This is a genomic window from Cyanobacterium sp., from assembly GCF_054166785.1.
In genome coordinates, this window is record NZ_JBSZCP010000045.1 from 73838 (window position 1) to 86880 (window position 13043).

12 protein-coding genes and 1 tRNA gene are annotated in these 13043 nt (G+C 37.9%); 10 read left to right on the forward strand and 3 right to left on the reverse strand.

Annotated features, from left to right (window positions below; translation table 11 throughout):
* The first annotated feature begins 55 nt into the window (after positions 1–55).
* The 3 genes from ACXITR_RS09430 to ACXITR_RS09440 all read left to right on the forward strand — a co-directional run bounded on the left by ACXITR_RS09430 (position 56) and on the right by ACXITR_RS09440 (position 2108).
* Positions 56–1063, forward strand: a complete 1008-nt coding sequence (locus ACXITR_RS09430; protein WP_457996976.1) for a Gfo/Idh/MocA family protein — start codon at positions 56–58, stop codon at positions 1061–1063.
* 44 nt (positions 1064–1107) lie between these two features.
* On the forward strand, positions 1108–1782 hold the full coding sequence (locus tag ACXITR_RS09435; protein ID WP_457996977.1) for a lecithin retinol acyltransferase family protein: 675 nt from the start codon (positions 1108–1110) through the stop codon (positions 1780–1782).
* 252 nt (positions 1783–2034) lie between these two features.
* Positions 2035–2108, forward strand: a tRNA-Pro gene (locus tag ACXITR_RS09440).
* A 42-nt stretch (positions 2109–2150) separates the two neighbouring features.
* On the opposite strand, the gene ACXITR_RS09445 is transcribed toward ACXITR_RS09440, so the two are convergent.
* Entirely contained in the window at positions 2151–3092 is a 942-nt protein-coding gene (locus ACXITR_RS09445) for an NAD(P)H-dependent glycerol-3-phosphate dehydrogenase (protein ID WP_457996978.1), read from the reverse strand.
* A gap of 129 nt (positions 3093–3221) precedes the next feature.
* Between ACXITR_RS09445 and ACXITR_RS09450 the strand changes: the two genes are divergently transcribed.
* Positions 3222–4067, forward strand: a complete 846-nt coding sequence (locus ACXITR_RS09450; RefSeq protein WP_457996979.1) for a M90 family metallopeptidase — start codon at positions 3222–3224, stop codon at positions 4065–4067.
* A gap of 156 nt (positions 4068–4223) precedes the next feature.
* Entirely contained in the window at positions 4224–5003 is a 780-nt protein-coding gene (locus ACXITR_RS09455) for a peptidylprolyl isomerase (protein ID WP_457996980.1), read from the forward strand.
* On the opposite strand, the gene ACXITR_RS09460 is transcribed toward ACXITR_RS09455, so the two are convergent.
* Together ACXITR_RS09460 and ACXITR_RS09465 are read right to left on the reverse strand one after the other, a co-directional pair.
* A complete protein-coding gene (locus ACXITR_RS09460; protein ID WP_457996981.1) occupies positions 5000–6991 on the reverse strand; it encodes a tetratricopeptide repeat protein in 1992 nt (663 codons plus the stop codon). The two genes, ACXITR_RS09455 and ACXITR_RS09460, sit on opposite strands and share 4 nt — an antisense overlap.
* A gap of 8 nt (positions 6992–6999) precedes the next feature.
* On the reverse strand, positions 7000–8121 hold the full coding sequence (locus ACXITR_RS09465; RefSeq protein WP_457996982.1) for a histidinol-phosphate transaminase: 1122 nt from the start codon (positions 8119–8121) through the stop codon (positions 7000–7002).
* A gap of 236 nt (positions 8122–8357) precedes the next feature.
* Here ACXITR_RS09465 and ACXITR_RS09470 point away from each other — a divergent pair, with 236 nt between their 5' ends.
* The 5 genes from ACXITR_RS09470 (at position 8358) to cynS (ending at position 13002) form a co-directional block, all read left to right on the forward strand.
* Positions 8358–9974: a CmpA/NrtA family ABC transporter substrate-binding protein gene (locus ACXITR_RS09470; protein WP_457996983.1), complete on the forward strand. Its 1617-nt coding sequence runs from the start codon at positions 8358–8360 to the stop codon at positions 9972–9974.
* 209 nt (positions 9975–10183) lie between these two features.
* Positions 10184–10999, forward strand: coding sequence for a nitrate ABC transporter permease (gene ntrB, locus ACXITR_RS09475; RefSeq protein WP_457996984.1), 816 nt, complete (start codon positions 10184–10186; stop codon positions 10997–10999).
* A 6-nt stretch (positions 11000–11005) separates the two neighbouring features.
* On the forward strand, positions 11006–11875 hold the full coding sequence (locus ACXITR_RS09480) for an ABC transporter ATP-binding protein (RefSeq protein WP_457996985.1): 870 nt from the start codon (positions 11006–11008) through the stop codon (positions 11873–11875).
* Positions 11876–11902: 27 nt separating this feature from the next.
* Positions 11903–12334, forward strand: a complete 432-nt coding sequence (locus ACXITR_RS09485) for a nuclear transport factor 2 family protein (RefSeq protein WP_457996986.1) — start codon at positions 11903–11905, stop codon at positions 12332–12334.
* Between the two features lie 227 nt (positions 12335–12561).
* Positions 12562–13002 carry a cyanase gene (gene cynS, locus ACXITR_RS09490; RefSeq protein WP_457996987.1) on the forward strand — a complete coding sequence of 147 codons (441 nt, stop codon included), beginning with the start codon at positions 12562–12564 and terminating at the stop codon, positions 13000–13002.
* The last annotated feature ends 41 nt before the right edge of the window (positions 13003–13043 follow it).

Here is a 13043-nt window from a genome sequence, read left to right on the forward strand (position 1 = left end):
AACCCCTTGTTAATCAAAGTTTTTCCCCAAAAATAACAAAAGTTAAGAAAGTTTTATGATCAACATTGCCATTTTAGGTGCAGGACGTTGGGGTAGTCATTTTGTCAAAATTTTTCTTAATCATCCTGATGTTAGTTTAAGAGTAATTTGTGATAATAGTCCTACAAGATTAGATTTTATCCAAGAAAAATATAATATTCCTCATACAGTTCAACTGTTAACTAATGAGCAAAAAATTACTAATATAAAACAACTAGATGCAGTTATAATAACCACTCCAGCTACTTCTCATTATAAATTAATAGACTATTTTTTAAAGAATGATTATCATATATTAGCGGAAAAACCCCTAACAATTAACTCTATTGAAGCTAGTAAAATTACTGAATTAGCTAATAACAAGAACTTAGTTTTATTTGTTGATCATACATATTTATTTAATCCTTTAATTGAAGAGTTAAATAATCGGATTAATCAGGGAGATATAGGAAAATTAAAATATGGTTATGCTTCCCGCACCCATGCCGATGCCATTCGAGGGGATGTTAATGTTATCTGGGATTTAGCCATCCATGATATTTCCATTTTTAATTATGTTTTGGGGGAAAAACCTTTCCAAGTGTCAGCCCAAGGGCAAAATTTTCTCAGCCATAATTTAATGGATGTGGCGTGGTTAAAGTTGTTTTATCCTTCTGGTTTTGTGGCAACCATTCATGTTAGTTGGTTAAATGCCGATAAGCAAAGAAAATTAACCATGGTGGGGGAAAAGGGTAGTTTAGTTTTCGATGAAATGATGTCCCAATCACCTTTAACCCTTCATCGGGCAAATATTCATCAGGATACCTTGCCCATGGTGGTAGATGGTTATTCCACTAAAAAAATTGATTTTACACCCTTCAATACCTTAGCACTAATGGGCGATCGCTTCCTATCCGCCATCAAAACCAATCAGCAACCAAAAATATCTACGGGGGAATTTGCCACAGAATTAATCCAAATCCTCGAAGCGCTAGATACATCATTAAAAAATAATAGTGCCATGGTTTCCGTCAACTACCGATAAAATGAAAGACGATTCCCAGTTTCACAGAGTATTTTAAAGAGAAAATGGCAAAAGGTGATCAATTATATGTGTGGCGTAAATTTGCCAACCTCGACGGCGTATATCAACACCACGGCATCGACACGGGAGACGGCAACATCATCCACTATCGTAAACCTAGCGAAATCATAGAAAAAACTTCCTTTGATACCTTTAGTAAAGGTAATCGGGTTTATATCCGTCAATACCCTCGGGGTTTTTCCTTCATCCCCGACATCGTATTAGAAAGGGCATTTAGTCGTCTTGGGGAAAATAAATATAACTTATTATTTAATAACTGCGAACATTTTGCCACTTGGTGCAAAACAGGAATCAACGAAAGTAAGCAAGTACAAGACTTTATTCCCACTATCAATAAACTAAATACTTTTAATCTTTTTGATCCCCTGAAAACAGCCTTTAAAGATGTTAGTAATAATAATACCGAAAATATTATCAATAGTGCCTTAAATGATATTCGAGTGGCATGGGATAGAATACAACCTGAATATAAAGAAGCCCTCAAGGAAGTTGATATATGGCAAAAAGTAGCTTATAAAGCCTTACAAAATAACCGTGAAGATTTGGCAAGGGAGGCTTTAATTAGAAAGAAAAAATATCAAACTAAAGTAAATGAATTACAAAGTGAATTAGAAAAATTAGCCACCATGACAGAGGGATTAATTCAAAGTAAAAAATAACTTGGGCTTTGATGAGAGTATTTGTACCTTAAAAGTTTGGGTTTGGTGAATTAAGGTCTAATTTTGGTTTAGTTAGGCAATGGGCAATGGTAATAATAGTTCTATTATTATATATTTGCTGTAGTTTAATGATTTTTCAGACCCAAAATAAGCAACATTAAAAGTTTTATTCTCAATTCTCAATTATTTCCCTTCCTTGTCAAAACATCTTAATTAAGTTAAACTTGTGTATGGTGGCAAAAACTTGCCTAACGAGATGTAGCGCAGCTTGGTAGCGCGCCTGCTTTGGGAGCAGGATGCCGCAGGTTCAAATCCTGTCATCTCGATTTATTTTCAGGGAAAAGGGGTTGTTACCCCCTTAAGTTAGATTAAAATTCTAAATACCAGAATTCTTCTTTTAATTCCCTTGCCATAAGATTTTCTACAGCTTCCACGGCGGAAACTTTACCTTTTAAGAGTAAATAAACCTGATAGGAAATGGGTACAGGGATTTTTTCTTTGTGGGCTAGTTTTATTAATACGTTGGCGGTGTTTACTCCTTCGGCGGTGCCTTCTAAATGCTCTAAAATATCATCTAAGTCCTTGCCTTGGGATAATCCCATACCCACTTGATAGTTACGGGATAAGGGGCTGTCACAGGTGGCTAGTAAGTCTCCTAAACCTGATAAACCGAAAAATGTTTCCACCGATGCCCCTAGATGAGTCCCTACCCTAATCATTTCTGGTAATGCTCTCGTTAAAAGGGCAGCTTTTGCGTTTGTACCTAAGTTTAACCCATCACACACCCCAGAGGCGATCGCCATTACATTTTTTAACGTACCGCCCAATTCAGTCCCAATGGGGTCATTATTAACATATACCCTAAAAATATCTGAACCGAACATACTTTGTACCAACTCCGCCGCCTCGGTATCATTACTAGCCAAAACCGTAGCCGCAGGTAAACCTTTTTTTATCTCCTTAGAAAGATTTGGTCCTGACAACACGATTACCGCATGGTTAGGAAATGTAGTTTGCCAAATTTGGGAAGGAGTGAGGGTAGTTTCAAAATCTAAACCCTTAGTAGCGGTAACAATAATAGCGTTGTCTTTTAAACCGATTTCCTTAAGTTGCTGACTAACCGCCACAACCCCCTTCATGGAGATTGCCGAGATAATTACATCCGCATCTTTTACCACTTCCTCCAAGGATTTTTCTGAGCGACGACTCCACACTTCGCACTCAAAACCCGCATGGTTAAGTAAAAAACATAAACTTGTACCCCATGCCCCTGCACCGATAATAATTGTTTTAAGATTTTCCGTAGTCATAATAATTTAATGTTGAGAAAATGAATAACTTTACCACAAACCAATTTTAAAGGCAGATGGATAAGATAAATGTTATGGAGGATAATTTTTTATTAGTCGCCCTACCGTCAAATAAAATATTTAAAAAGAATGACCGATATTTATTTAATTATAGTTATTTTATTAATAATGGCTTTTTCCTATGTTATCTTAGCCTTAAACACTAATAAAAAAAGAAAATTAATTTACTCTTCCCCTATCAATAAAAATTGGCTTACTTTTCTCGATCAAAATGTTTACTTATACCAAAAATTGCCCAATAAATATAAACAACAATTACAAAATTATATAAAAATATTCATCGCTGAAAAAGATTTTATAGGTAAAGATGGGGTAGAAGTAACAGATGAAATGAAATTAACCATTGCCTCCCAAGCCTGTTTATTATTAATAGAAAATAATCCTAATTTTTTACATCCTAATAGAAGTAACTATTTTCCTTACCTTAAATATATTTACATATATCCCGGTATTATCCAAAAGAAACATCGTAAAAATTCCTCAGAAAATCATTTACTCTTAGGTCAATCATCCGTTGGTCATAAATCGGGTAAAGATGGGGATATTTTACTTTCATGGGCAGATGTTCAATTAGAGTCACAATCCCCTAATGCACGGGGAAACGTGGTATTACATGAATTTAGTCATCAATTAGACCAAGAATTTGGTAACGCTACAGGTACTCCTCGACTTAAGAATTTGGAAGCTACTTTAATTTGGCAAAATATTTTTAAAATGGAGTATCAAAAATTATGTTTATCAACCCAAGTGCAAGAGCCTACAATTATTGATAAATATGGAGCGACTAATCCTGTAGAATTTTTTGCGGTGGCTACGGAAACTTTTTTTATCAAAGGAAAATTAATGGCGGTAAATCATCCTTTATTATATGAACAATTAAGGCAATATTATCAATTAAATCCTGCTGTGTGGTAAAGAATAAATTTAAAGTCAGGAAGGTAAAATTATGGAGATGGTTAGTTATTATACTATTCAAAGCCTTGTGATCATCGTATAAATAAGCAATCAAAGGGTGAAAAAAGGTCAAGTTATTGTAATATTAATAGGGGTAAATTAGTTGAAAAAATTGTGATGGGTTCTTACATTGAAATTAGTGATTATAAAATAACGGAAGAAAATGTTTTTTCTCTTTTAGCCGAAAAACAAATTGTTATTCCTTTAGCCACTGAAATTATTTTAGATGGTGCGATCGCCCATATTGAGTGTACCCTAGAGGAAAAGAATATGGCCTATCAACAGTTTTTCAACCAAATGAAAATTGCCCCCAATGATAAACAGCAATTAAAAGTATGGTTAGAGAGAAATTATTTAACCTTTGAGCAGTTAGAAAAAAGAGTTTTGCGGGGAATTAAACTAGATAAATTTAAAGAAGAAACGTTTAAACCTCAATTGGAATCATATTATTTAAAAAGAAAAAGAGAGCTAGATAAAATTATTTATTCTTTGATTAGAACTAAAAATGTAGGACAAGCCCAAGAATTATTTTTTAGAATCCAAGATGATGGACAAGATTTTGCTACCCTTGCCAGAGAGTTTACCCAAGGGCCAGAAGCCGAGACTGGGGGAGTTGTGGGCCCTGTGGAGTTGACGGTGCCTCATCCCCAAATTGCTCGACTTTTGATAAGCGCCCAACCGGGAAAAGTTTTAGCCCCCGTGAGAATTGGTGAATGGGTGGTAATTTTGAGGTTAGAGAAATATATTCCTGCTCAATTGGATGTTAATATGGCGAGAAGGTTAATGGATGAGTTGTTTAATAGTTGGTTGAATAAGGAAATTCAAAGTCAGGTTAAATTTCACCTAGAGGGTTTTTCTGTGTCTTTACCGAATGATGAGATTCAAAATGATGATTAGGGGTTTTGTAGGCGATGGAGATTGTCTATGGCTAGTTGATATTTAGGATTAAGTACGATCGCCCTTTGATACCCTTCTATGGCTTTATCAATATTACCTATTTTTTCGTAGGACAGGGCCATATTATTATGGGAGTCTAAATGATTGGGGTTTAAGTCAATGGATTTTTGATAATCTGCGATCGCCCTTTGATAGTTTTTTTGAACTCGATGGACATTACCCCGATTGTAATAAGCGATTTGATAATCTGGTTTTAGGACGATAACTTGTTGATAGTCTGCCATGGCTTGGGGATAATCTTTGAGAATAAAGTAAGAGTTACCCCGATTGATGAGGGCGGAAACGTCATTATTTTCTATGGCTAAAACCTTAGTATTATCTTCGATAGCTTCTGGATGATTACCTAAATTATAATTTGCAATACCTCGATTGTAGTGGGCATTTTTGTAACTTGGATCGATTTCAATGGCCATATCATATTGAATAATGGCTTTCCTTTCCTCCCCCATGGCTCGATATACATTTCCGAGGTTATAATAACCGTTAACATATTGAGGATTAAGGGTTATGGCTTGAAGATAATGGGCGATCGCCTCTTGGTATTTACCTAAACTATAATAAGAATTACCGAGATTATTATAAGCATCAACATAAGTACCATCACCCCTAATGGCTAAATCATAATAGGTAATAGCAAGCGCATAATTCTTTTCCCCATAGGCTTTATTTCCCCGCTCATAATATTGGGAAGGGGATGTTTCCGATGTTCTCGAAAATATGGCAACTAATCCCCTACTACTAGAAAAATTAGGGTTTATAACCGTAACAAAACTGAAAATAAAACCACTAAGGGCGATCGCACTAAAAACCCAAAAATTAACCCTATTAACCCTCCAAGATGTATTCTTCTCAAGATTTACCTTCGCCCACTGCACCGACGCAAACTCCCTTTTCTGACAAACAAAACCATAACTAGGATCAATTTCCATCACCCTATCAAAACAACTTAACGCCCTTTTATAATCCCCGCTATTTAAAAAATGATTACCTCGTCTGTAATGCAAATCAAGGGAAGATTGAACTTCTGACGAAAAAGAATTATTCCCCTCAAACTCTTGTTGTAAAGCCTCCAGCACCTCATCAGCCCATTGATAACGTTTATTACTAGCCCCCTCCACCAACCTATCCAACACCACCGCCAAATCATTTTTAATAGGATTGCACAGTAAATAATCTCGCCATACCCATTGCCCCTCCCTCGTATCAAACAAATCAAAAGGCTTAACCCCCGTCAGTAAATAAAGACAAGTCACCCCCAAACTATACAAATCACTACAATAACTTGCCTTGCCAAAAGTCTGCTCAGGGGCGCAATATTGAGCCGAGCCAATAACCGTACCTGTCAACCCCAAATCCGCATTTTGAGCCACCTTAGACGCACCAAAATCCACCAAAAACAGTTGACTATCCCTGCGACGACGGATAATATTTTCTGGCTTTATATCTCGATGAATCACCTGATTTTCATGGATAAACTTTAAAACAGGTAAAATTTTTAACAATAAATCTGTAATTTTTTTTTCATTAAAAACCCCCTCAGAAGCTAACTCCTGAGCCAAATTATCCCCATCAATAAATTCCTGTAATAAATACTGATGATTATTCTGGCTAAAATAATCAATAAACTTCGGTATTTGGGCATGGGTACCTAACTTTTCCAATTGCCTTGCTTCTTGGGCAAAAAGAGCCTTCGCTTTTTTCTTATTACTCGTACCTTGGGCTTGGGGTAAAAACTGCTTTATCACACAACGAGAATTTGCCCTCTCATTCTCATCTATGCCATAAAAAGTCCTTCCAAATCCACCCTCTCCAATGACTCTAATGGCACGATAACGATTTTTGAGCAGTAATTTTGACCCACATTTTTTACAAGTATCATCTCTGGGATAGTTTTCCGTTAGACAATCAGGATTTAAGCATTTACTCATCGCTCAATTTACATAATTATTCTTGTGATTGCAGATAATAATTGATCATTTTCTTCCTTGGTGCCAATAGAAATTCTTAACCCTCCCCCTGTGTGTCTAATTAAAATATTTTTGGCTTTTAATTGATTCATAATCTCATTGTGATTTTCTGGAGATGGATTAGCTTTTGCTCTTAAATAGATAAAATTAGAGTCACTTTGCCATACTTTTAATTTTTCATTGGTTTTTAATTGGTTATAAACCCTTTCTTTTTCTTCCATTATTTGTTTAACAGAAGGTAAAATTAAATCTCTATTTTCGAGGGCAATTTCAGCGGCTAGTTGAGCAAAGGTAGGCAAATTGTAGGGGAGTCTAATTTTTTCTAATATATCAATAATAGGGCTAGGGGCGATCGCATATCCCACCCGATGAGCCGCTAACCTAAAAGCCTTAGAAAAAGTCCGAGTAACCATCCAATTAGGATGAGCGAGAATTTCTGACACTAAAGTTTGTCCACTAAACTCATAATAAGCCTCATCTACCACCACCAAAATATCATCAGGTAACTGTTTTAACCAATCAATCTCACCTTGAGTCAGACCATTAGCGGTAGGGGAATTAGGATGTACCACAAAAACCACCTTAACAGGGGCAGAAGTTGGATTATTAATCGCTTCACTCGCTTCCGTTAAATTAATACTAAAATCTGATTCATGACGGTTAACCCTTATCACAGGAATCCCCAAAGTTTCCGCCAAAATACCATACATGGAAAAAGTAGGATTCGCCACCAAAATAGAACCCTGTCCATTAAGGCTGGTAGCAATTAAAATAGAACGAATAATTTCATCCGAACCATTTCCCACCGATACATGACTGGTTTTAATCTCCCCTGCCAAATTTGCCGTCTCATTGACATATTCAGCAATTAAATTTTTAAGTTTAAAATGACCCCCATCAGGGTAACGATTGGTAGTAACCTTTTGATCATAAATAGAAGCTAATTTTGCCTTAATTTCTGGAGGTAAATTTAAAGGACTTTCATTAGCATCTAAACGAACCAAATTTTGGCTCTCATCAATGGGTGTAGGGTGATAAGCATTAAGACTTAATAAATCTGGGCGGATGAATGATAGATTTTTGGTGGTCATTTAACTATAAAAAACAGACACATATTTATGAATTATAGCAAGTTGAAGTAAAGCTATTGCCTAACATTAAATGAAACATAAATAAATTAAGTAATTCTTATGTTGCGTTTAAAATATTCGCAAAATGCAACAAGTGAGCTAAAAAACACGATAAAAGTATCAAATAATACAGTGACATCAAATAAAAAACCGTTTAATGCACATATTCAGTTCATATATTCATACATATTAAAGACATGGGATTAACAAAAACGGTTTTATCTCAGAGAGATGAATGGAAAGGAGTTGAAAACCTCTGTATCAAATGTGGTAAATTCCATGCCAGTCAAGATCATTGGGAATTTATGCAAAGTATGCCCAGTGATCCTTTGGACATGATTAGTGACTTGACGAAAATGGGGGTATATAAACCCCAAACCTTTGAAATTGCCGATGCCCTTAGTTCTGCGGAATTAAGAAAAGAGTTATTTTTGAAAATGGCGGGGAAAGGTAGCCCCAAACGTGAAAAGTTAATCTTGGAATTGGCAAAACAAGCGGGAGGACTAGATAACGCCTTTTCAGCAGCCTTTGGACCAAAAGCAGGACAGTTTTTTGGAGATGCCATCCGTAATGGTGAAATAAGTCGCCGTAAGTTTTTGCAAAACGTTGCCATTGGTGCTGCCCTTGTCACCCTTGTAAATGCTTGTGGGAATGGTGGTGGTGATACAGTGGTTGATCCCGATGCCCCCCCTGCAGACGTGTCCGACTTAGAAAAAACTGATTTACGGGTGGGCTTTATTCCCATTACCTGTGCGACCCCCATTATTATGTCTGAGCCTTTAGGCTTCTATGAAAAATACGGTCTAAATACTCAGGTTGTAAAAATGCCTAGTTGGGGTGCTGTACGGGATTCTGCGATCGCAGGGGAACTAGACGCATATCATATGTTAGCCCCCATGCCCATCGCCATGACTTTAGGATTAGGTTCAGCTACCTTTGGGGTAAAACTAGCTAGTATTGAAAATATCAATGGTCAGGCTATTACCATTGCCGAAAAACATCGGGGTAATGTAAATGGGCCCGCAGACTTTAGGGGCTTTGTATTAGGTGTACCTTTCCCCTACTCCATGCACAATCTATTACTTAGATACTACCTAGCCACAGGGGGCATTAACCCTGATACAGATGTTACCATCCGCCCTGTACCCCCCCCAGATAGTATTGCCCAGTTAGTAGCAGGGGATATTGATGGTTTCTTGATGCCTGATCCCTTCAACCAAAGGGCAGTATTTGAAGGAGCAGGGTTTATTTATAAACTTACTAAAGATATTTGGGATGGTCATCCCTGTTGTGCCTTTGCCGCTAGTGATACTTGGATTAGTGATAATCCTAATACCTTCCGAGCTTTGAATAAAGCCATTATTGAGGCAACAGATTACGCTAGGGTACAGGAAAATAGGGTACAAATTGCCGAGGCAATCTCTGGTAGAGCTTTTCTCAATCAACCCGTAGAAGTGGTGGAAGCGGTGTTAACAGGTAATTTTGAAGATGGTTTAGGCAATACCTTTAATATACCCGATCGCATCGATTTCGATCCCTATCCTTGGCAGAGTTTCGCTAACTGGATTACCTCTCAATTAGTCCGTTGGAATATTTCTGGGGATGGTAAGGCAGCAGAATTAGTAGCGGATGGTGGTTATGACCAAATTGGGCAGGAGGTCTTTCTAACGGATTTAGCGAGGGAATTGGCTCAAGAATTAGGACAAACTCCCCCCGACGATATTTATCGCACGGAAACCCTTGCCTTTGATGAATTTGATCCCCAAAACCCAGAAGAGTATATACAGGCTCAAATTGATGAGTTTGGATTTTAATTCAATGGACAAATTAATTAATGCCAATTTTAAGAACTGATCCCTCCTAGCCCCTTAATAAGGGGGGAACAGAATTAGTGATTGTAATAGCTTTTTCAATCGTTAGTATTACAGCCATAAAATGTCTAACTACCCCAAAATTGGGGCGTTTAGGGGGAGATCAAAGACTTTTCTGGTTTGGCGAGAAATAGAACAAAATTTGTAAAATAATGACTATTACCCAAGAAAATAAATTTAAACAATTACTAGAAAGCGAGAACATAAGGGCGCTGGGAATATTTTTAATTTCCTTAACCATCTTCCTATCCCTGTGGGAAATTGGGGCAAATATGGAGCTTTTTTCCCAAGGAATGCCCACTGCTTCTCTGACTCTAAAAGAATTGTGGTGGTGGATTACTAACCCTTTCTTTGATAATGGTCCGAATGATTTAGGTATCGGTTGGAACTTATTAATTAGTTTACGGCGCGTGGCGATCGGTTATACTATGGCTTCTATCATTGCTGTACCCTTGGGAGTTTTAATTGGTATTTCCAAAATTGCCGCTAAGGCATTCAATCCTTATGTACAGTTACTTAAACCTGTATCTCCCTTGGCATGGTTGCCTTTAGGTCTATATTTATTCAGAGATTCCGAAAAAACAGGTATTTTTATCATCTTAATCAGTAGTATTTGGCCCACCCTTGTCAATACAGCCTTTGGGGTTAGTAATGTTAACTCCGATTATCTGGATGTGGCGAGAACTTTAGGGGCTTCCCGTTGGCGGACTATCTTTAAGGTGATTATTCCTGCGGCACTGCCCAATATTATTTCGGGATTAAGGATCAGTATGGGTATTTCTTGGCTAGTAATCGTAGCAGCGGAAATGCTTTTAGGTACTGGCTTAGGTTACTTTATCTGGAGTGAATGGAATAACCTTTATTTACCGAATATCATCGTCGCTATCATCATCATCGGTTTGGTGGGTTTAATCCTTGACCAAATTTTTATCTTCCTTGAAAAACTCGTTTCCTTTGGTAAACAATAATTAATAATGACTGTATCAACTCAACCAGAATATTTAACTTGTCTCGAAAGTCCTGATAGTGTCCAAGTGTGTTTAAGGGGAGTATCTAAGGTATTCTCTACAAAAACAGGACTATTTGGCACCAAGAAAAAAACCTTTGTTGCCCTCGAAAATATCAATCTCAATATTGAATACAATACTTTTGTCAGTATCATTGGCCCCTCGGGCTGTGGTAAGTCCACTCTACTGGCAATTATTGCGGGGTTATCCTCTGCCACCACTGGATCGGTAATGATGAACAAAGAACCTATCACAGGACCTGGGCCTGATCGTGGTATGGTATTTCAAAATTATGCCCTCATGCCTTGGATGACGGTGGAAGAAAATATCCGCTTTGCCCTCGAAACGGTTTACCCAAAAATGTCTGCTACTAATTTAAACAGGATTGTTAAGGAGCATTTACAGTTGGTGAGCCTGGAAGGGGCAGCTAAAAAACATCCCCATGAGCTATCGGGGGGAATGAGGCAAAGGGTAGGAATTGCCAGAGCTTTGGCGATTAATCCTGAAATTTTGCTGATGGATGAACCTTTTGGGGCGTTAGATGCCCTCACCCGTGGTTTTTTGCAGGAAGAAATTGAGCGGATTTGGGAGGAACATCGTAAGACGGTAATAATGATTACCCATAGCATTGATGAGGCTTTGTTACTATCGGACAAAATTATCATGATGACCAAAGGCCCTGCGGCGGAAATTGCTCAGGTGTTGGATGTGCCTTTTCCCCGTCCTCGTAATCGTTTTGAGGTGGAAGATCACCCTGCTTACCATGATTTGAAGGTGGCGATGGAGGAGCATTTATACCGAGAAACCCGTGCGGTGGAAGAGGCTAGAGTTGCTTAATCAAGTTGTTAAATATCATAAATAATCATGGTGACTGAATCTAAACCCCCTTTTCCTCCTTTTACCCTAGAAACGGCAACTCAAAAGGTCAAGATGGCGGAGGATGCTTGGAATACAAGAGATCCTGAAAAGGTGGTCATGGCTTATACTATTGATTCTCAATGGCGTAATCGTGATGAGTTTTTATCTGGGAGGGAGGAAATTAAGGCTTTTTTGTACCGTAAGTGGGCAAAGGAGTTGGATTACCGATTGCACAAGGAGTTGTGGGCTTTTACGGATAATCGCATTGCGGTGCGGTTTGAGTATGAGTGGCATGATCAATCTAACCAGTGGTATCGTGCCTATGGTAATGAGATGTGGGAATTTGCGGACAATGGCTTAATGCAATATCGTTTTGCTAGTATCAATGACTTTGTTATTAATGAATCGGATCGCAAGTTTCTATGGGAAAGGGATTAAATCCCCTCACCCCCAGCCCCTCTCCCAAAGGGCGAGGGGAGTATCAATGGAACAATTTATGTATCTATGGTGATTCTCTCTCTTTTGTGAAATCAGATCCCCCCTAGCCCCCCTTCATAAGGGGGGAACTAAAGGTCGGTTATTCATAAATCGTTTGGGATTACCATATTTACAAATCAACAAATACAAATCAACAAATACAAATCAAAAAATAAGGAGAAAATTAAATGATTGCACCTATTACTGAAAAATTATTGGCGGCTAAAAAGGCAAAGGGCGTTAGTTTTACTGAGTTGGAAAAACTTTTAGGACGGGATGAGGTTTGGATTGCGTCGGTGATTTATCGTCAGGCGAGCGCGGATGAGACTGAGGCTAAAAAGTTGGTGGAGGCTTTGGGTTTACCTGCGGAGTTGGCCCAGGAGTTGACTGTTCCCCCTCTCAAGGGTTCTTTAGATCCTGTTATTCCTTCTGATCCTCTTATTTATCGTTTTTATGAAATTATGCAGGTGTATGGGATGCCTATGAAGGAGGTCATCCATGAAAAATTTGGGGATGGTATCATGAGTGCGATCGATTTTACCCTCGATGTGGAAAAAGTTGAAGATCCTAAGGGCGATCGTGTTCAGGTGGTTATGTGTGGTAAGTTTTTACCCTATAAAAAATGGTAAGGGAAGTTTAGTTAATTTGTAGAATAATATAGAGGGGTGGT

What these genes read in the sequence shown, in the direction of transcription:
- ACXITR_RS09430 (WP_457996976.1), top strand. Translation starts at nt 56, where the DNA reads ATGATCAACATTGCCATTTTAGGTGCAGGACGTTGGGGTAGTCATTTT.
- ACXITR_RS09435 (WP_457996977.1), top strand. Translation starts at nt 1,108, where the DNA reads ATGGCAAAAGGTGATCAATTATATGTGTGGCGTAAATTTGCCAACCTC.
- ACXITR_RS09445 (WP_457996978.1), bottom strand. Translation starts at nt 3,092, where the DNA reads ATGACTACGGAAAATCTTAAAACAATTATTATCGGTGCAGGGGCATGG.
- ACXITR_RS09450 (WP_457996979.1), top strand. Translation starts at nt 3,222, where the DNA reads ATGACCGATATTTATTTAATTATAGTTATTTTATTAATAATGGCTTTT.
- ACXITR_RS09455 (WP_457996980.1), top strand. Translation starts at nt 4,224, where the DNA reads ATGGGTTCTTACATTGAAATTAGTGATTATAAAATAACGGAAGAAAAT.
- ACXITR_RS09460 (WP_457996981.1), bottom strand. Translation starts at nt 6,991, where the DNA reads ATGAGTAAATGCTTAAATCCTGATTGTCTAACGGAAAACTATCCCAGA.
- ACXITR_RS09465 (WP_457996982.1), bottom strand. Translation starts at nt 8,121, where the DNA reads ATGACCACCAAAAATCTATCATTCATCCGCCCAGATTTATTAAGTCTT.
- ACXITR_RS09470 (WP_457996983.1), top strand. Translation starts at nt 8,358, where the DNA reads ATGGGATTAACAAAAACGGTTTTATCTCAGAGAGATGAATGGAAAGGA.
- ntrB (WP_457996984.1), top strand. Translation starts at nt 10,184, where the DNA reads ATGACTATTACCCAAGAAAATAAATTTAAACAATTACTAGAAAGCGAG.
- ACXITR_RS09480 (WP_457996985.1), top strand. Translation starts at nt 11,006, where the DNA reads ATGACTGTATCAACTCAACCAGAATATTTAACTTGTCTCGAAAGTCCT.
- ACXITR_RS09485 (WP_457996986.1), top strand. Translation starts at nt 11,903, where the DNA reads ATGGTGACTGAATCTAAACCCCCTTTTCCTCCTTTTACCCTAGAAACG.
- cynS (WP_457996987.1), top strand. Translation starts at nt 12,562, where the DNA reads ATGATTGCACCTATTACTGAAAAATTATTGGCGGCTAAAAAGGCAAAG.